This window comes from Intrasporangium sp. (assembly GCF_035688975.1).
Classification (GTDB): domain Bacteria; phylum Actinomycetota; class Actinomycetes; order Actinomycetales; family Dermatophilaceae; genus CALMNV01.
In genome coordinates this window covers 25,818-43,725 of record NZ_DASSMH010000092.1, presented here as the reverse complement: position 1 = coordinate 43,725, position 17,908 = coordinate 25,818, and the positions used below count along the sequence as shown (strand labels likewise).

Genomic DNA, 17,908 nt, shown 5'->3' with positions numbered 1-17,908 from the left:
CCCTCTCCCGATCCTCCTCCCTGCGCACCCGGCCCGCGTGGCTGGTGACGCTCCTCACCTGGCTCATCGTCGTCTTCGACGGCTACGACCTCATCGTCTACGGGACGACCATCCCGCCCCTGCTCGCCGAGCGCGGCTGGGACCTGACCGCGACGTCGGCGGGCTTCATCGGCAGTCTCGCCTTCGCCGGCATGCTCGTCGGCGCCCTCACCGCCGGCTACCTCGCCGACCGGCTCGGCCACCGACGCACCATCTTGCGGTGCACCCTCTGGTTCTCGCTCTTTACCGCGCTGTGCGCGGTGGCGGCGAGCCCGGAGGTGTTCGGGGCCTTCCGCTTCCTGGCCGGGCTCGGCCTCGGGGGCCTGGTGCCGTCCGCCAACGCGCTGACCGCGGAGTTCGTCTCGCGGAAGCACCGGTCGGCCGTGTCCACCGTCATGATGTCCGGGGTGCCGATCGGTGGGTCGGTCGCCGCCCTCGTCGGCCTGTGGCTGCTGCCCGCCTTCGGCTGGCGCTCGATGTATGCCGTCGCCGTCGTCGCGGTGCTCGTCCTCCTGCCGCTGTGCGTCGCCCTGCTGCCCGAGTCGCCCTCCTGGCTGCGCTCGCACGGCCGGGTCGCGGAGGCGGAGCGGACCGAGGCCGTCTACGGCGTCGTGCACGACCACGCGGAGCATGCCAGCGAGCACGCGCCGGGCTTCGGCACCATCCTCCGCGGCCAGTGGCGCCGGCCGACGATCCTCTTCGCCGCGGCCACCGTCGCGACGCTCTTCGCGTGGTACGGCCTCGGCACGTGGCTGCCCAAGCTCATGGGCTCGGACGCCCGGTTCCATCTCGGCAAGCCGCTCTTCTTCCTGCTCGCCCTCAACCTCGGGGCGGTCCTCGGCTCGGTCGTCACCGCGTGGGCCGGCGTGCGCTTCGGCCCGCTGCGCAGCGCCGTCGCCGCGGCCGCGGTGGCTGCCCTCGGCCTCGCGTTCCTGCTCACCTACCCCACCGAGGTCGGACCGGTCTATGCCGCCCTGATCCTCGCGGGTGTCGGCACGCACGGCACCCAGTGCCTCATCATCGCCGCCGTCGCCAGCCACTACCCGCCGAAGCTGCGCGGCACCTCGCTCGGCTTCGCCCTGGGGATCGGCCGCATCGGAGCCGTCCTTGCCCCGCAGGTCGGCGGCTGGCTGCTCGACGCGAAGCTCGGCGTCGGGAGCAACTTCCTCGCCTTCTCCCTGGCGGCCGGGCTCGCCGCCGTCCTGCTCCTCTTCACCGCAGTCGCCACCAGGCCCGCCCCGGCGCCGGCGCGCCCGGCCGTCGACGCCCTCGTCCACTGACGCTCACCCGAAAGGACCTGCCATGACTGCTGAACTCACGTCCCCGGTGCGCCTGCGTGCCACCGACGCCCCCGACCAGCCGGCCCCCACCGAGGAGCTCGCAGACCTCTACCGCGGCTTCGAGAAGGAGCTGCTCGTCCCGCTGTGGACCGAGATCGGCGACCTCATGCCGCCGCACCCGCGGTCCAAGGCGATGCCGCACCGGTGGGAGTGGCGCACGCTCCTCACCCTCGCGGACCGGGCCGGCCACCTCGTGCCCGTCGGGCGCGGCGGTGAGCGGCGCGCGATCGCCCTTGCCAACCCCTCCCTCGGCGGCAAGCCCTACGCGAGCCCGACGCTCTGGGCGGCCATCCAGTACCTCATGCCCGGCGAGGACGCCCCGGAGCACCGGCATACCCAGAACGCCTTCCGCTTCGTCGTCGAGGGCGAGGGCGTGTGGACCGTCGTCGGCCGCGACCCCGTGCCCATGCGGCGCGGCGACTTCCTGCCGCAGGCCGGGTGGAACTGGCACGCCCACCACAACGCCGCCTCCCGTCCCATGGCCTGGATCGACGGGCTCGACATCCCCTTCCAGTACGGCACCGAGGCGCAGTTCTTCGAGTTCGGCCGGGACGCCATCTCCGACGAGGAGCGGGTCACGCCCGAGCGCTCCCGGAGCGAGCGCCTCTGGGGCAACCCGGGACTCGCGCCGGTGTCCCGCCTCGGGCGCACGCCGGGCACGCCGCTGCTGCGCTACCGCTGGGAGCACACCGACCGCGCGCTGCAGGACCAGCTGGAGCTCGAGGCGCAGGGCGTCGACGCCACGCTCGAGCGCGGCCACGCGGCCGTCCGGTTCACCAACCCCACCAACGGCGCCGACGTGCTGCCGACCATCCGCGCGGAGTTCCACCGGATCGCCCGCGGCGCCGACACCGCCCCGCGGCGGGAGACCGGCTCGTCCGTCTACCAGGTCTTCGACGGGTCCGGTCGGGTCACCGTGGGCGACCTCTCGTGGACCGTCACCCGCGGCGACCTCTTCGTCGTGCCGTCCTGGCAGCCGCTGTCCGTCACCTCGGAGGCGTCGGCCTCGGACTCCGACTCCGGCGCCCTCGACCTGTTCCGCTTCAGCGACGCGCCCATCTTCGAGGCGCTCAACCTGTCCCGCACCGAGACCGAGGAGACCCACTGATGAAGCTCGCCACCATCCGCACGCCAGGCGGCGGCACCGAGGCAGTCCGCGTCGACAGCACGACTGCAGTGTCGCTCGGCGTCCCGGACGTGGGGACGCTGCTGGCTCAGTCGAATTGGCGCCAGACTGCCGAGCGGGCATCCGGTGAGGCGCTCGACGTCGGCACTGCGGCATACGCGCCCGTCGTTCCCCGACCCGGCAAGATCGTCTGCGTCGGCCTGAACTACCGCACCCACATCCTCGAGATGGGACGCGAGCTGCCGGAGTACCCCACGCTGTTCAGCAAGTATGCCGACACCCTCGTCGGGGCGGGCGACGACATCCGACGGCCGGTCGAGACCGACGAGTTCGACTGGGAGTGCGAGCTGGCCGTCATCATCGGCACCGAGGTCAGGCGGCCGACCGTGGAGCAGGCAGAGGCCGCGATCGCGGGCTTCGCGGTGCTCAACGACGTGACGTGCCGCGACTGGCAGTTCCGCACCCGCGAGTGGCTCCAGGGCAAGAACTGGGAGGCGACGACCCCCCTCGGGCCGTGGCTCGTCACGCCCGACGAGCTGCCGGGTGGAGTCCGCCCCAGGCTCGCGATCCGCACGGAGCTCGACGGCGAGACGATGCAGTCGGACACGACGGGAGACCTGCTTTTCGACCCCGTCACGCTGGTGCGGTACATCGCGACGATGGGCACCCTGCGCCCCGGTGACGTCATCGCCACGGGAACCCCGGGCGGCGTCGGGCACGCCCGCAGGCCGGCCCGTTTCCTGGTGGCCGGGCAGAAGCTCGTCACCGAGGTCGAGGGGCTCGGTCGCTGCGAGAACCTCGTCGTGGAAGACGGGGCCCGCTGATGACCGTGCCACTGGAGCTGTCGCAGGCCTGGGTCAAGGAGGGCACCGCGACCTTCGAGCGCGTCCTCGACGGGGCCGACGATGCCGGGCTCGATGCCCCGACGGGGCTGCCGGGCTGGACCGGCAGGCACGTCGTGGCCCACGTCGCCGCCAACGCCGACGCGCTGGGCAACCTCGTGCACTGGGCGCGGACCGGCGAGGAGCGCCCGATGTACTCCTCCCCGGACGCCCGCGCGTCCGAGATCGCTGCAGGGGCCCGGCGTGCGGCGGGCGAGCTGCGGGCGTGGCTCGGCGAGTCAGCCGACCGGCTCGACGCCGGCTTCGCCTCCCTCACCGACGAGCAGTGGCAGCGGCCGGTCCGCACTGCGCAGGGTCGCACCGTGCCGGCGTCGGAGGTCCCGTGGATGCGCGCTCGCGAAGTCATGGTCCACGCCGTCGACCTCGGAGCGCCGGTCGAGGGGCTCCCGGTGGACTTCGTCGTGGCGCTGCTCGACGAGATCGCCGCCAAGCGCGGCGCCTCCGGCCACGGACCCGCCCTCGAGCTGTGGGCCGTCGACGACGCGCGCGGATGGTCCGTTATGGGAGCCGGCCGCCCCGTGACGGTGCGCGGCCCGCTCACGCAGCTCGCGGCATACCTCTCCGGGCGCCCGGCCACCGGCCTGCGCGCCGACGACGACACCGTTCCCACCCTGCCTCGCTGGCTCTGAGCAGGACTCTGAACCACGGCTCGGAAACCAGGGCTCTGAACCAGGACTCTGACCGACCGAACCTCGACCCGAAGGAAACATCATGGCACCAAAGGCAATCCGTCCCGATGTCGTCGTCGTCGGTGGCGGCATCGGGGGCCTCTCTACGGCCCTCGCCCTCACGCAGAAGGGTCTGCGCGTGCGCGTCCTCGAGCGTGCGGCGGAGTTCGGCGAGGTGGGCGCCGGTCTGCAGATCGCGCCGAACTGCACTCGCATCCTTGCCCGCTGGGGCCTGCTCGAGGAGGTCAAGTCCCTCGGCGTGCTGCCGCGCAACATCGTCATGAAGGACGCCGTGGACGGCTCCGAGCTCTCGCGGCTGGACCTCGCCGACGTCGAGGCGCGCTACGGCTTCCCCTACCTGGTCATCCACCGCAGCGACCTCCACGGCACCCTGCTGCGGGCCTGCCAGCGGGCGGGTGTCGACCTCGTCACGGACGTCAAGGTGACCGGCTACGAGCAGACCGCCGTGGGGGCGGCGGCCGTGCACGACGGCGGTCGGGAGGAGGCGCCGGTCGTCATCGCGGCAGACGGGCTGCACTCGGTGGCCCGGAGGCTGCTGTCCGACGACGCCCCGGTGAGCTCGGCCTACGTCGCCTACCGCGGCGCCATGCCCGTCGAGCAGATAGCCGAGCACAGCGTGTCGCTGAGCGACGTCGTCGTCTACGTCGGCCCGAAGTGCCACTTCGTGCAGTACCCGCTGCGTCAGGGCGAGATGTTCAACCAGGTGGCGGTGTTCGAGTCGCCGAAGGCCCTTGCAGGGCAGGAGGACTGGGGGACACCCGACGAGCTCGAAGCGGCGTTCGAGGGGACCTGCGACATGGTGCGCGAGGGCCTGCCGCTGATGTGGCGCGACCGGTGGTGGCGGATGTTCGACCGCGAGCCGCTCATGGACTGGGTCCAGGGCCGGATCGCCCTCACCGGCGATGCGGCCCACCCACCGCTGCAGTACCTCGCCCAGGGGGCGGTCATGGCGATGGAGGACGCCTGGGTGCTCGCCGAGCACGTCGGTGCCCAGCTCGCCGCCGGCCGCGCCGCCGACGCGCTCGACTGGGACGCCGCGCTGGCGGCCTACAACGCCGTGCGCCCTGAGCACTGCCGCCGCGTGCTCACCACCGCGCGGTCGTGGGGCGAGCTCTGGCACCTGACCGGCGACGCGCGGCTGTGGCGCAACGAGATCATGCGGCGCCGGGACGTGCGGGACTACGGCTACGTCGACTGGCTCTACGGGCCGACCGCGCTGACTCCCGAGGAGGAGCCGGCGATGTTCCTCCCCCACGGCGAGCGGACCGACGTGGGCGTCCCGGCCTGAGGAAGGCGACAAGACCCGCCACCCCGTCGAGTGGCCACTTCGGTCCGTCCTCGCTGGGACGGAAGTGGCCACTCGACGTGGGGGAGTGGGACGGAAGTGGCCACTCGAGGTGGGGGGTTGGACGGAAGTGGCCACTCGACGTGGGGGGGCGGGACGGAAGTGGCCACTCGACGTGGGGGGGTGGTACGGAAGTGGCCACTCGACGTGTGGGGGGAGGGTCGGCGGGGACCCTTGTCGGTGGGGCGTGACAGTCTGGCCTCGATGGCCTCGCACCCGACGAGCGACGCGCTCGACCGCTTCTCCCCGGCAACCGCGGAGTGGTTCCGGAGCAGCTTCCGTGCGCCGACGGCCGCCCAGGCGGGCGCGTGGGCGGCCGTCAGCTCCGGCCACCACTGCGTCGTCGTGGCTCCGACGGGCTCGGGCAAGACGCTGTCCGCGTTCCTCTGGGCGATCGACCGGATGGCGAGCGACCCCGCGCCGGAGGACCGGCTCGCCCGCTGCCGGGTGCTCTACGTCTCGCCGATGAAGGCGCTCGCCGTCGACGTCGAGCGCAACCTGCGGGCGCCCCTCGTCGGCATCGGGCACGCCGCGACGCGGCTCGGGCTCCCGGTGCCTGACATCGGGGTCAGCGTGCGGTCGGGGGACACGCCCGCGTCCGACCGGCGCGCCTTCGCCCGGACGCCGACCGACATCCTCATCACGACCCCCGAGTCGCTCTTCCTCATGCTCACCTCCTCGGTCCGCGAGGCGCTGCGCGGCGTGCAGACCGTCATCCTCGACGAGGTGCACGCCGTCGCCGGCACCAAGCGCGGGGCCCACCTCGCGCTCAGCCTCGAGCGGCTCGACGCGCTCCTCGACCGTCCGGCGCAGCGGGTGGGTCTCTCCGCCACGGTGCGACCCGTGGAGGAGGTGGCCCGCTTCCTCGCGGGTGGGCGACCCGTGGACGTCGTGCAGCCGGAGTCCACCAAGGAGTGGGACCTGCGGGTCGTCGTGCCGGTGCCCGACATGGGTGAGCTGTCCGGGGCGCCGGCCGAGGTGTCGCCCGGCGTGCCTGACCTCTCGGGCCCCGCGGCGGGCAACGTGCCGCAGGCGAGCATCTGGCCGCACGTCGAGGAGCGCATCGTCGACCTCGTCGCCGCCCATCGGTCGACCCTCGTCTTCGCCAACTCCCGCCGGCTGGCCGAGCGGCTCACGTCCCGGCTCAACGAGATCTGGGACGACCGGCAGGCCCTCGCCGCGGACGAGGAGGCTGCGCGGCATACGGGCGACGGGGCAAGGCGCCCACCGGCCGAGGTGATGGCCCAGTCGGGCGCCTCCCGAGGCGCGCCCGCCGTGCTCGCGCGCGCCCACCACGGGTCCGTGAGCAAGGAGCACCGGGCCGCGATCGAGGAGGAGCTCAAAGCCGGGCGGCTGCCCGCGGTGGTCGCGACGAGCTCCCTGGAGCTCGGCATCGACATGGGCGCCGTCGACCTCGTCGTCCAGGTCGAGTCGCCGCCCAGCGTCGCCAGCGGGCTGCAGCGGGTCGGCCGGGCGGGGCACCAGGTCGGCGCGGTGAGCCGAGGCGTGCTCTTCCCCAAGTTCCGCGGAGACCTGGTCCAGACCGCGGTCGTGGTCGAGCGGATGCGTGCGGGAGCCATCGAGTCGCTGCGCGTGCCGGCCAACCCCGTCGACGTGCTCGCTCAGCAGGTTGTCGCGATGTGCGCGATGGACGACTGGCCCGTGGCCGACCTCGAGGCGCTCGTGCGGCGGACGGCCTCCTTCGCGGCGCTGCCACGATCGGTGCTGGAGGCCACGCTCGACATGCTCGCCGGGCGCTACCCCTCCGACGAGTTCGCCGAGCTGCGGCCGCGCATCGTCTGGGACCGGGTCACCGACACGCTGTCGGGACGGCGGGGCGCCCAGCGCCTCGCCGTGACGAGCGGTGGCACCATCCCGGACCGGGGCCTGTATGCCGTCTTCCTCGCCTCGGGCGACGGACCCGGTCGGCGGGTGGGCGAGCTCGACGAGGAGATGGTCTACGAGTCGCGCGTCGGTGACGTCTTCACGCTCGGCACGTCGACGTGGCGCATCGAGGACATCACGCACGACCGGGTCCTCGTCACGCCCGCGCCGGGATCGCCGGGCCGCCTCCCCTTCTGGAAGGGCGACCAGCTCGGGCGTCCGGCGGAGCTCGGCCGGGCGGTCGGCGGGTTCCTCCGGGAGGTCGTCGGGCTGTCCCCGGAGCGCGCCCGCGAGCGGGTCCGCGGGGCGGGGCTCGACGAGTGGGCCGCGGACAACCTCCTTCGTTACCTCGAGGAGCAGCGGGAGGCGACGGCGCACGTCCCGGACGACCGCACGATCGTCGTCGAGCGCTTCCGCGACGAGATCGGCGACTGGCGCGTCGCCGTCCTGTCGCCGTTCGGCGGGCAGGTGCACGCCCCGTGGGCGCTCTGCGTGGCGGCCCGGATGCGCGAGCGCTTCGGGGTCGACGTGCAGGCCATGCACGGCGACGACGGGATCGTCTTCCGGCTGCCTGACCTCGAGTTCGACGAGGGCACGTCCGCCGGGCAGATCGGGCAGCAGCTCGTGGAGCTCGTGACGCTGGATCCCGACGAGGTGGCGCCGCTCGTGACGGGCGAGATCGGCGGATCCGCCCTGTTCGCAGCGCGGTTCCGGGAGTGCGCGGCGCGGGCACTGCTCCTGCCACGGCGCCGCCCCGACCGGCGGCAGCCGCTGTGGCAGCAGCGCCAGCGGGCCGCCCAGCTGCTCGAGGTGGCGAGCCAGTACCCCACCTTCCCCGTCGTCCTGGAGGCGGTGCGCGAGTGCGTCCAGGACGTCTTCGACGTGCCGGGCCTCGTCGAGCTCATGACGGACATCCGCTCGCGGGAGGTGCGCATCGTCGACGTCGAGTCGGCGTCCCCGTCCCCGTTCGCGAAGTCGCTCGTCTTCGGCTACGTCGCCCAGTTCCTCTACGAGGGCGACTCGCCCCTGGCGGAGCGGCGGGCGGCCGCCCTCGCCCTCGACCCCAGCCTGCTGTCCGAGCTGCTCGGGCAGGGGGAGTCCCTGGCCCTGCGTGACCTGCTCGACCCGCAGGCCGTGGCCCGCACCGAGGCCGAGCTGCAGCGCCTCACCCCCGACCGGGGCTGCCGCGACGTCGAGGACGTCGTCGACCTGCTGCGCGTCCTCGGGCCGCTCTCCACGGGTGACGTCGTGGCCCGGTGCGGCGAGGGCTTCCCGCCGGACGATGTCGAGGCGGCCCTGACGGAGCTGGAGTCTGGGCGCCGGGTCATCGCCGTGCGCGTCGCCGGCCAGGACCGGTGGGCGGCGGTGGAGGACGCCGGGCGGCTGCGCGACGCGCTCGGCACCTCGCTGCCGCTGGGGGTGCCGCAGGCCTTCCTCGACCCGGTGCCCGACCCGCTCGGGGACCTCGTCGCGCGGTTCGCGCGCACGCATGGTCCCTTCACCGTGGCGACGGTGGCGTCGTGGTGGGGGATCGGGCCGGCCGTGGCCTCGGACGCGCTGCGCCGCCTCGTCTCGTCCGGCCGGGTCATCGAGGGCGAGCTCCTGCCGACCGAGAGCGGCGGCGGCCACGGGCCGGAGTTCTGCGACGCCGAGGTGCTGCGACTGCTGCGCCGACGCTCGCTGGCTGCGCTGCGGCACGAGGTGGAGCCGGTGGTCCAGGCCGACTTCGCCCGCTTCCTGCCGGCGTGGCAGGGCATCGGCGGCCAGGTGCGGGGCCGCGACGGACTGCTCCGGGTGGTCGAGCAGCTGACCGGCGCGGTCGTGCCGGCGAGCGCGCTCGAGGCGCTCGTCCTGCCGGCGCGGCTCGCGGACTACCGCCCCGCGCTGCTCGACGAGGCCATGAGCGCCGGTGACGTCGTCTGGCGCGGGCACGGCGCCCTGCCCGGCGACGACGGCTGGGTCAGCCTGCACCTCGCCGAGACGGCGCACCTGACCGTGCCGCCGCCCGAGGACCGGGAGCTCACCGACACCGAGCAGGCCGTCGTCGAGGCGCTGGCCGGTGGAGGCGCCTACTTCTTCCGGGCGCTCGCCGACCGGGTCGGCTCTCCCGACGCCGAGCTGCTCGAGGCGCTGTGGTCACTCGTCTGGGCGGGACACCTCACCAACGACACCATCGCGCCACTGCGGGCCCTGCTCGCCGGCGGCCGCACCGCGCACAGGCGGGCCCGCACCACGCCGCGCTCCACCCGGTATGCCGGGCGGCGGGCGTCGCTCGGCCGGTTCGGCACCCTGAGCGGCTCCGGGCTCGGCGCGGGGGCGGGGCAGCCGACGGCGACGGAGCGTCTGGCGGCGGCGCAGTCGGCTGCGGCTGCGGCGAGCCTGGCGTCCGGCGCGTCGGCCCGGTCGGGACCACCGACGGGAGTGGGCCGGTGGACCGCCCTGCCGCTCGCCGAGGCCGATCCCACGGTCCGCGCCGTCACGAGCGCCGAGATGCTCCTCGACCGCTACGGCGTGCTCACCAGGGGCTCGGTGGTCGCCGAGGACGTGCCCGGCGGGTTCGCTGCCGTCTACCGGGTGCTCGCCGCCGCCGAGGAGGCGGGCAAGGTGCGGCGCGGCTACTTCGTGGAGTCGCTGGGGGCGTCGCAGTTCGCGACGACGGGCGCCGTCGACCGGCTTCGCGCTGCCGCACGGCTGCCCGACGACCAGCGCGCCTCGACCCGGCATACGGTCGTCCTCGCCGCCAGCGACCCGGCGAGCCCGTGGGGGGCGGCGCTCGGATGGCCGGAGCGGCCCCTCGCCGACGCCGGGGAGGACGACGGGGGCACGGGCGGCGCGCGACGTGGTCACCAGCCGGGACGCAAGGCCGGCGCCCTCGTCGTCGCCGTCGACGGCGAGCTCGTCCTTTACGTCGAGCGCGGCGGTCGCACGATGCTGTGCTGGTCCGATGACCGGGAGGCCCTCCAGTCGGCCGCCGACGCGCTCGCGCTCTCCGTCCGGGAGGGGGCGCTCGGGAGGCTCACCGTCGAAAAGGCCGACGGGGCCTCGCTGCTCGGCTCGGACCACCCCCTCGTGAGCGCCCTCTCGCAGGCTGGCTTCCACATGACCCCCCGAGGGCTGCGCCTGCGCCGCTGAGACGCGCGCCTGCGACTTGCCGGACGGCGGCCATTGCGCTGGGGAGGTCCAAGGGAGTACGACGGATGGTTGTGGTCGTCAACGGTGACGGCCGCCGAAGAAGGGGACGCAGACAATGATCAAGCGATTCGGCATGAGCAAGCGCTTCGGCATCACCGCGGCGGCCGCGGGCCTGGTGGGCCTCGCCATGGGCCCCGCCAGCCCCGCAGCCGGGTCTGACGGTGACAACGGCGGCGAGCACCGGACCATCACGGTGACCGAGGTGGTGCTGGAGCAGAGCTTCGTCGACGTGGGGGCCAAGGGCCCCAGCCTGGGTGACCAGTTCGTGTTCTCCGGCAAGCTGATGATGGGCGGCAAGCAGGTCGGGCACGACGGCGGTGCCTGCACCTTCACCTCGATGAAGCTGCACGAGGCGATCTGCTCGGCGGCCCTCTCGCTCGCCGGCGGACAGGTGGCCGTCCAGGGGCTGGTGGTGGACGGGCAGAAGGACTTCACCGTGCCCGTCACCGGCGGGTCGGGCGCCTTCAAGGAGGCGTCCGGTGAGCTGCGCGTGCACCAGCTGACACAGACGACGTCGACGCTCACTCTCCGCCTCAGAGGCTGACGGCGAGCGCGGCCTTCGCTGAGTGACCTCGCTGCCGGGACGCCGCCGCGCGGCGCCCCGGCACTGGTCATCGCTCGCGGCTGATCTCTCCGCAGGCCACCGGAAGGGTCGCCTCGAAGAGGCTGCTGAGAGAACTGTGGTCGGAGTCAGAGGGCAGGTCCGTGCCGTGCAGCACGATGTGCAGGTCTGCCAAATCCTTCGCCACGCCCTTGGGGATGGCGAACGTGCGGTGGTAGTCGAGCCGACCCTCGGAGTCCGCCGTGGCGAATCGTTCGAGGGCGAGGCCGCTGGAGGGGCTGGTGTCCCCGCTCGTGGTGAGCGAGACATCGATCGGGCCGTAGGACGGAGCACCTTCGCTGAGCGAGATGAGGCCATCAGGCTCCCCCGCCACAAAGGTCGCGGGGTCGATGGAGTCACCGGTGTTGACGTCGGCCGCGATGGTGGGGCACTCGTTGCGAGCCTGAAGCACGCCGTGGATGTGCATGGCGTGCGGTTCGTTCGGCGTGAGCCCGGCGGCCTTGATGTCGACGCGCAGCGTCCGGCCGGTCAGCCTCAGCTTCGCGGTCCCGGTCACGTTGGAGCCGCCGTCCGCCGTCGGGGTGTGCGGGACGGGTCGCAGGTCGGCCCCGAAGTGTCCGGCGCTCGACGCCGTGGCAGCACCGGCGGACAGCATCAGGGCCGCCGGTGCGGCAAGCAGTAGCGCGTATCTCTTGTGCATGGAAACGTCCTCCTACAGTCTGGGTCTCCCCCGCGGTGTGGCACACCTTGACCCACCCAGTAGTTCGGAGCCGCGGCCGGACCGGATGGGTGACCAGGATGGGCGACAGGATCGGCGACCAGGATCGCGACGGCGAGCTCCTGGCAGACATGCACGAGCTGGCCGAACCGCCAAGGAAGGGATGAGCCGTTGCCCGAGGGCGACACCGTGTGGCGGACCGCGCAGCGACTCCACGCCGCTCTCGCCGGCAAGCCCATCATCGAGTCGGACCTGCGCTGGCCCTCGCTCGCGACCGCCGACGTGACCGGGCGGGCCACGCTCGAGGTGTGCAGCCGCGGCAAGCACCTGCTGCACCGCCTCGAAGGGGGCATCACGCTCCACTCGCACCTGCGGATGGAAGGGCAGTGGCGCATCGAGGCGACGCCGACGCTCGCGGCGCGCTGGCGCCGGTCGGCCGACCTGCGTGCCCTCGTCGCAGCCGCGGACTGGGCGGCGCTCGGCCTGCGGCTCGGGATGCTCGACCTCGTGCCGACGGCTCGCGAGTCCGAGCTCGTCGGGCACCTCGGGCCCGACGTCCTCGGCCCAGACTGGGACCCCGAGGTGGCCGTCTCCAACGTGCTCGCGTCAACGGCCACGGTCGGCGGGGCCCTGCTCGACCAGCGCAACCTCGCGGGGCTCGGCACCCTGTGGACCGCCGAGACGCTCTTCCTCGAGCGCGTCCACCCGTGGGCGGTGGCCGCCGAGCTCGGGCCGACAGTGGTCGAGCGGCTCGTCGCCCGCGCCCACCGACTGCTCGAGGGGGCGCGAGTCGACGTCGTGCAGACGAGCACCGGCTCTCGGCGGCGGGGGGAGACGGCATACGTCCATGGCCGCAGCGGTCGGCCGTGCCGACGGTGCGGCGGGCTCGTGCGGGTCGCGCCCATCGGGCCACCGATGCGGGAGCGCACGATGTTCTACTGCCCCACCTGCCAGGGCGGGCTCGGGCCGACCGACGACGGCCGGCGGCAGGTGCCTCTCGGTTCGAGCGGTCGACGGCGCTGAGCGTCGAGCCCGGCGGTGGCCCGCCATCCGGGGCCTCTCCCCGGGCTGACTACGTCACTGCTCCCGCTGGGGCAGCAGTGACGTAGCGACCGGCAGGCCTGCGCACCAAACCGGCCACTCGAGGGGGCTCATCGCTGCAGTGCCCGCAGCGTCATCGGCTTGCCCCCGCCGAGGCGGGCCACCTGGGCGAGGTAGAGCTCGGCTGCCGCGACCGCGTCGCCGAGCGCCCGGTGGGCCCGGTGCCGGGGCAGCCCGAGGTGGGCCCGCGCGGTCGGGAGGCGGAGCGCGCCCGGCGGGATGGCTGCCTCGTGGGCCTGACCGAGCAGCCGGCGCTGCAGCTCCATCGTGTCCACGACCGCCGCGGGGAAGGGCACCCCGAAGAGCCGCTGGGCGGCCGCCGTGAGGAAACCGGTCTCGAGCGGTGCGTGGTGGGCGAGCAGGACGCGTCCGGTCAGCGCCTCCGCGATGCGCTGCACGAGCTCGTCGAGCGCCACGCCTGACCGGAGCTCGTCGTCGGTGAGGCCGTGCACCGCGGCGCTCTGCCCGACGGGAACGTCAGCGCGACAGAGGATCTCATCCGATCCGGAGAGTGTGATCTCGAGCCCGTCGAGCGGGACGAACCCGGCGGAGAGGATGGCGTCGCGGCGCGGGTCGAGGCCGGTCGTCTCGAGGTCGAGGGCGAGCAGGGGCAGTCGCGTCACGTCGGTGCCCGGCCCGGGAGGTGGGGTCTCGAGGTACGTCCGCAGCGGGCCCGGCGGCACCTGCCCGGCGAGACGGCGCCGTCGGCCCGCGGGTGCCAGCCGGTCGAGGATCACGAGACGAAGCCGAGCGAGTAGCTGCGGGCGAGCGTGTGCTGGGCGGTGCGGACGACGGCGAAGGCGTCGCGCAGGTGTCGCTTGTCGAAGCCGCTCAGCTCCGAGGGCGCGACGAAGTTGTCGGGAGGCAGCCCGGCCCGCACCTGCCGGGCCTGGTGGGTGAGCCGCACGTGGCGGATGAACTCGTAGGCGTCCCGCAGGTCCGCCGCGGCCCGTGGGTCGATGGCGCCGGCACCGGCGGCCGCCGTGATCCGCGCCGCGGTGCCCACGTGCGGGAGTCCACGGCTCAGGGCGAGCACCCGCGCCAGTTCGACGACCGCGCCGACCCCCCCGCGCTTGAGGTCCAGGGTGGCGCGGTGCTGGCCTTCCCGCTCGAGGACGAAGCCGCGGAAGAACCCGAGCGGCGGCTCGTTGGCGACCGCGTGCTTGGCCAGGTGCGCGAGGAAACGCCCGCTCTGCGGCGCCGCCGTCTGCACGAGGCGCTGTAGCGGCGTGAGCAGCGCGGGGTCTCCGTGCAGCGCGCGCAGGTCGAAGAAGATGGCCGAGCGCAGCACCGCCTCGGGCACCGGCGCGTGGAGCCAGCCGGCGAAGAGCCGACGCCAGGCCGCGAGCGGCTGCCGCCAGGCCGGGTTGGTGGCCATGACGTCGCCCGGGCACCTCGGGTAGCCGCACTCGACGAGCCCGTCGACGACGAACCGCGCCAGCGCCTCGAACCACGGTGCGTCGGCCGGATCCGCGTCGTCGGCGACGACGAGGGCGTTGTCCTGGTCGCTCCCGAGTCCCTGCTCGAGCCGGGCCTGTGAGCCGAGCACGACCCAGCAGTATGCCGCCGGCGCCGGCCCCAGCGACTCCTCCGCCAGGACGAGCAGCCGGCGCGCGATGGCGTCGCCCACCGCGGTGACGATCCGGGCGACGCCGTCAGCGGGAGCGTCCGAGGCCACGAGCCGCTCGACGACCTCTGGCAGCCGGGACGCGATCCGCGCCAGCCCCGCGACGTCCCGCTGCTTGGCCGCCTCGCCGACGAGCGCGACGGGGTCGGCCTGCGCGAGCTGCAGCACGTCGGAGCTCGTCACCATGCCGACCGGCTCGTCCCCTCGCACGACCGGCACGTGGTGGATGTTGCGGGAGGTCATCCGCAACACGACGTCGAGGGCACGGTCGTCGGGCGCGGCCACGACGGGCTCGGCCGTCATGATGGTCTGCACGGCGTCCCCGGGGTCCCGGCCGGACGCGAGCACCCGGTTGCGCAGGTCGCGGTCGGTGACGATGCCGACGAGCCGGCCGCCGTCCACGACGAGGAGGGAGGACACTCCCTCGCGGGCCATGGTCGCGGCGGCCTCTCGGATGGTGGTGTGCCCGGCGGCGGCCACGGGCGGCCGGCGCACGAGGTCACCGACCGGGGTCTGGAGCTCGGCCCCGCGCTGCGCGGCGTGGACCGTCTCCAGGGCTCGCCGCAGCCTGGTCGCCCGCTGCTCCGAGAAGAACTCGGCGACGGCGGGGTGGGCCGAGGTGACCTCGCGGAACACCGGTCCGGGCACGACGAGCAGCAGCGCGTCCTCGATCGCGGTGACGGCGAAGCGCGAGGCCGAGCCGTCGAGCGTCGTCGTGCCGAACGAGCCGCCCTCGCCGCACCGCTCGACGAGCCGGCCGCTGTCGTCGTCGACCTGCACGGCGCCGGACCGGACGACGAAGACCTCGTCGTTGGCGGCCCCGACCGTCATGAGCGCGGTGCCCCGACGCGCGTAGCGGATGCTGAGGCGACGCGACAGGCTGCGCAGCTCTGTCTCGCCCAGGACCGCCCACGGAGCCTGATCGGCGAGGAACTCCACCACCTCGGAGATCTCGACGTCGGTCACGTCCCCATCGTCGCACCGGGGCGGGTCCGCTGGCCGCCGGGCACGACGAGCGCCGCGACCCCGGCGAGGACGCTCCACATGAGCACGAAGACCGCCACGTCTGCTCCCGCCGGGTCGTGCAGGGCGGCGAAGACCGCCCCGGCGACGGAGATCCCCATGACGCTGCCGAGGACGTCGGCAAGGTTGAGCGACGACGCGGTGCTCCCGTGCTGCTCCAGAGGGCTGAGCGAGAGGGAGAGGACGGAGGTGGCCGACATGGCCAGGCCCATCCCGAGACCGCACAGCGCCGATGCGACACCCACGACGACGTGGTGCAGGCCCAGCGCGGCGACGACGGCGAGCGCGGCGGTCCCGGCGCTGAGGCAGGCGCCGCCGGTCGACACGAGCGCCGCCTTGTGCGCCGCGAGCGGCTCGCGGCCCTGCAGGAAGGACCCGAGGGACCACCCGAGCGCGCCGATGGAGAGCATGAGCCCGGACAACGCCGGGGTCAGACCTCGGGAGGCCACGAGCATCAACGGCACGAAGGTCATGGCGCCGTTGAACGCCGCCGTGAGCAGGAACCGGCTGGCCAGCACGGCAGGCAGGCCGCGCGCCATCCACAGCGTGCCGTGGGGGACGAGCCGGGGAAAGACCAGCGCCACCGCCGCCAGGCCCGCGGCGGTGAGCAGCAGGGCGCCCGGGTCGAGGGGGACGAGCCGCTCGGCCCCGACCTGCATCGCTCCGGCAGCCACCGCCACGGCGAGGCCGAGCCAGGCGACGCGGCGCTGCGACCCGTCGCCCGCCGGCCGCGGGGCGTCGCCCACGATGCGGCCTCGCTGGCTGAGCACCACCGCGAAGGTCACCGCGATGGGCGCCACGACGACGAGGAAGACCCAACGCCAGGACCACGTCGTCGTGAGCAGCCCGGCCACGGGCGGCCCGGCGAGCGAGGGGAGGACCCAGGCGGCCGAGATCCAGCTGAACACCTTGGGGCGCAGCGCCTCCGGGTAGGACCGGCCGATGACCACGTAGATGGCCACGATGTCGAGGCCGGACCCGAGGCCGGCGACGAGGCGGCCGAGGAGCAGCATGGGGAAGCCCACCGCGAGGCCGGCCGTGACGCACCCGACGGCGAAGAGGAGCTGGCCGGCGACGAGCACCGGCAGGGGGCCGCGTCGGTCCGACCAGAGGCCGGACAGGACGATGCCGAGCAGCTCGGCGGTGAGCAGGAACGAGAAGGCGAGGCCGTAGGACCGCACGGCGTCGAGCTCCCGGGCGACGACCGGCATCGCCGTCGAGACGGCCATCGCCTCGAAGGCGATGATGGTGACGAGGGCGAGGATCGCCAGGGTCAGCAGCCGGTGCTCCCCCGCCATGGGCCCGTCCACCACGCCGCCCCTCGCGTGTGGGGCGCTCTCAGAAGCCGAAGGCCGCCGCGACCGACCGGATGCGCTCGGCGCTCGCCCGCAGCAGGGCCGCCTCCTCGTCGTTCATCGGCACGTGCAGGGTGGACCGGACTCCCTCGCTGCCGACGATGCTCGGCACGGACAGGCACACGTCGCTGATGCCGGCGTAGTCGGTCAGGAGCGAGGACACGGGCAGCACGCGGTGCTCGTCGCGCAGGATCGCCTCGATGATCCGGGCGCCCGCGAGGGCGACCGCGTAGTTCGTCGCACCCTTGCCCTCGATGATCTTGTAGGCCGCGCCGACGACGTCGCGGGCGATCTCCTCCCGGTCGGTCGCGTCGAGCTTGTTCGCGCCGGTCTGCGGCCAGTCGAGCAGGGGGATCGAGGCGATGCTCGACGCGCTCCACAGAGGGAACTCCGTGTCCCCGTGCTCCCCGACCATGTAGGCGTGCACGTTGTGGACCGCGACCCCCGTCCGCAGCGCGATGAGCCAGCGCAGGCGGGAGGAGTCGAGCACCGTGCCGGAGCCGAAGAGCTGGTGCGAGGGCAGCCCCGACAGCTTCAGCGCGACGTGCGTGACGACGTCCACGGGGTTGGTCACCATGAGGTGGATGGCCTCGGGCGCGACGTCGACGAGACGCGGGACGAGCGTCTTCGTGAGGTTGATCGTCGCCTCGGCGAGATCCATCCGGCTCTGCCCGGGCCTCTGCTTGGCGCCGGCGGTGACGACGACGATGTCGGCGCCCGCGCAGATGCCGATGTCGTCGGAGCCGGAGATCGAGCCCATCGGCATGAACTCGATGCCGTGCCCGATGTCGAGGACCTCCGCGTCCACCTTGGCGCGGTTGACGTCGTAGAGGACGACTTCTCGGGCGGCGCCCTTGATGAGCGTGGCGTAGGCGAGCGTCGCGCCGACCGCGCCGGCGCCGACGATGGCGACCTTGGAGGGGTGGGTGCGGCGGGCGGGCGGCTCTGACGCGGTGGCGGGCGCTGACGGGCTCACGGGGTCGGGGACCATGCGGCCAGCGTAGT

At 73.8% G+C, this 17,908-nt stretch carries 13 protein-coding genes; 8 read left to right on the top strand and 5 right to left on the bottom strand.

All coding sequences use genetic code 11. From position 1 onward, the window contains the following. The first annotated feature begins 44 nt into the window (after nucleotides 1-44). The 7 genes from VFJ94_RS10105 (at nucleotide 45) to VFJ94_RS10075 (ending at nucleotide 11,061) form a co-directional block, all read left to right on the top strand. Entirely contained in the window at nucleotides 45-1,319 is a 1,275-nt protein-coding gene (locus VFJ94_RS10105) for an MFS transporter (RefSeq protein WP_414654593.1), read from the top strand. Nucleotides 1,320-1,341: 22 nt separating this feature from the next. Beyond that, complete coding sequence (locus tag VFJ94_RS10100; RefSeq protein WP_325004078.1) at nucleotides 1,342-2,487, top strand: cupin domain-containing protein; 1,146 nt, start codon at nucleotides 1,342-1,344, stop codon at nucleotides 2,485-2,487. Further along, nucleotides 2,487-3,329, top strand: coding sequence for a fumarylacetoacetate hydrolase family protein (locus tag VFJ94_RS10095; protein WP_325004077.1), 843 nt, complete (start codon nucleotides 2,487-2,489; stop codon nucleotides 3,327-3,329). The genes VFJ94_RS10100 and VFJ94_RS10095 overlap by 1 nt, the downstream gene beginning before the upstream one ends. Further along, complete coding sequence (locus tag VFJ94_RS10090; protein WP_325004076.1) at nucleotides 3,329-4,036, top strand: maleylpyruvate isomerase family mycothiol-dependent enzyme; 708 nt, start codon at nucleotides 3,329-3,331, stop codon at nucleotides 4,034-4,036. Before VFJ94_RS10095 ends, VFJ94_RS10090 begins: the two co-directional genes overlap by 1 nt. A gap of 82 nt (nucleotides 4,037-4,118) precedes the next feature. After that, complete coding sequence (locus tag VFJ94_RS10085) at nucleotides 4,119-5,384, top strand: FAD-dependent oxidoreductase (protein ID WP_325004075.1); 1,266 nt, start codon at nucleotides 4,119-4,121, stop codon at nucleotides 5,382-5,384. A 261-nt stretch (nucleotides 5,385-5,645) separates the two neighbouring features. Next, nucleotides 5,646-10,457 (top strand): ATP-dependent helicase, encoded by a 4,812-nt coding sequence (locus VFJ94_RS10080; protein ID WP_325004074.1) that lies wholly within the window; start codon nucleotides 5,646-5,648, stop codon nucleotides 10,455-10,457. Between the two features lie 115 nt (nucleotides 10,458-10,572). Further along, nucleotides 10,573-11,061, top strand: a complete 489-nt coding sequence (locus VFJ94_RS10075; RefSeq protein ID WP_325004073.1) for an allene oxide cyclase barrel-like domain-containing protein — start codon at nucleotides 10,573-10,575, stop codon at nucleotides 11,059-11,061. Nucleotides 11,062-11,128: 67 nt separating this feature from the next. Here the strand turns inward: VFJ94_RS10075 and VFJ94_RS10070 are convergent, their stop codons facing one another. Beyond that, nucleotides 11,129-11,779 carry a hypothetical protein gene (locus VFJ94_RS10070; RefSeq protein ID WP_325004072.1) on the bottom strand — a complete coding sequence of 217 codons (651 nt, stop codon included), beginning with the start codon at nucleotides 11,777-11,779 and terminating at the stop codon, nucleotides 11,129-11,131. A 189-nt stretch (nucleotides 11,780-11,968) separates the two neighbouring features. Here VFJ94_RS10070 and VFJ94_RS10065 point away from each other — a divergent pair, with 189 nt between their 5' ends. After that, a complete protein-coding gene (locus VFJ94_RS10065; RefSeq protein WP_325004071.1) occupies nucleotides 11,969-12,820 on the top strand; it encodes a DNA-formamidopyrimidine glycosylase family protein in 852 nt (283 codons plus the stop codon). A gap of 128 nt (nucleotides 12,821-12,948) precedes the next feature. On the opposite strand, the gene VFJ94_RS10060 is transcribed toward VFJ94_RS10065, so the two are convergent. Genes VFJ94_RS10060 through VFJ94_RS10045 form a run of 4 tightly spaced genes read right to left on the bottom strand, consistent with a single transcriptional unit; the run spans nucleotide 12,949 to nucleotide 17,894 of the window. Next, complete coding sequence (locus VFJ94_RS10060; RefSeq protein ID WP_325004070.1) at nucleotides 12,949-13,635, bottom strand: exonuclease domain-containing protein; 687 nt, start codon at nucleotides 13,633-13,635, stop codon at nucleotides 12,949-12,951. Then, on the bottom strand, nucleotides 13,632-15,491 hold the full coding sequence (locus VFJ94_RS10055) for a DUF294 nucleotidyltransferase-like domain-containing protein (protein ID WP_325004069.1): 1,860 nt from the start codon (nucleotides 15,489-15,491) through the stop codon (nucleotides 13,632-13,634). The genes VFJ94_RS10060 and VFJ94_RS10055 overlap by 4 nt, the downstream gene beginning before the upstream one ends. Next, nucleotides 15,488-16,846 (bottom strand): MFS transporter, encoded by a 1,359-nt coding sequence (locus tag VFJ94_RS10050; RefSeq protein WP_325004068.1) that lies wholly within the window; start codon nucleotides 16,844-16,846, stop codon nucleotides 15,488-15,490. Before VFJ94_RS10050 ends, VFJ94_RS10055 begins: the two co-directional genes overlap by 4 nt. Nucleotides 16,847-16,886: 40 nt before the next feature. Then, on the bottom strand, nucleotides 16,887-17,894 hold the full coding sequence (locus VFJ94_RS10045) for an L-lactate dehydrogenase (RefSeq protein WP_325004067.1): 1,008 nt from the start codon (nucleotides 17,892-17,894) through the stop codon (nucleotides 16,887-16,889). Nucleotides 17,895-17,908 lie beyond the last annotated feature (14 nt).

Excerpts from the sequence above, each read along its gene's own strand:
- VFJ94_RS10100 (WP_325004078.1), top strand. The coding sequence starts at position 1,342 with ATGACTGCTGAACTCACGTCCCCGGTGCGCCTGCGTGCCACCGACGCC.
- VFJ94_RS10095 (WP_325004077.1), top strand. The coding sequence starts at position 2,487 with ATGAAGCTCGCCACCATCCGCACGCCAGGCGGCGGCACCGAGGCAGTC.
- VFJ94_RS10090 (WP_325004076.1), top strand. The coding sequence starts at position 3,329 with ATGACCGTGCCACTGGAGCTGTCGCAGGCCTGGGTCAAGGAGGGCACC.
- VFJ94_RS10085 (WP_325004075.1), top strand. The coding sequence starts at position 4,119 with ATGGCACCAAAGGCAATCCGTCCCGATGTCGTCGTCGTCGGTGGCGGC.
- VFJ94_RS10080 (WP_325004074.1), top strand. The coding sequence starts at position 5,646 with ATGGCCTCGCACCCGACGAGCGACGCGCTCGACCGCTTCTCCCCGGCA.
- VFJ94_RS10075 (WP_325004073.1), top strand. The coding sequence starts at position 10,573 with ATGATCAAGCGATTCGGCATGAGCAAGCGCTTCGGCATCACCGCGGCG.
- VFJ94_RS10070 (WP_325004072.1), bottom strand. The coding sequence starts at position 11,779 with ATGCACAAGAGATACGCGCTACTGCTTGCCGCACCGGCGGCCCTGATG.
- VFJ94_RS10050 (WP_325004068.1), bottom strand. The coding sequence starts at position 16,846 with ATGGCGGGGGAGCACCGGCTGCTGACCCTGGCGATCCTCGCCCTCGTC.
- VFJ94_RS10045 (WP_325004067.1), bottom strand. The coding sequence starts at position 17,894 with ATGGTCCCCGACCCCGTGAGCCCGTCAGCGCCCGCCACCGCGTCAGAG.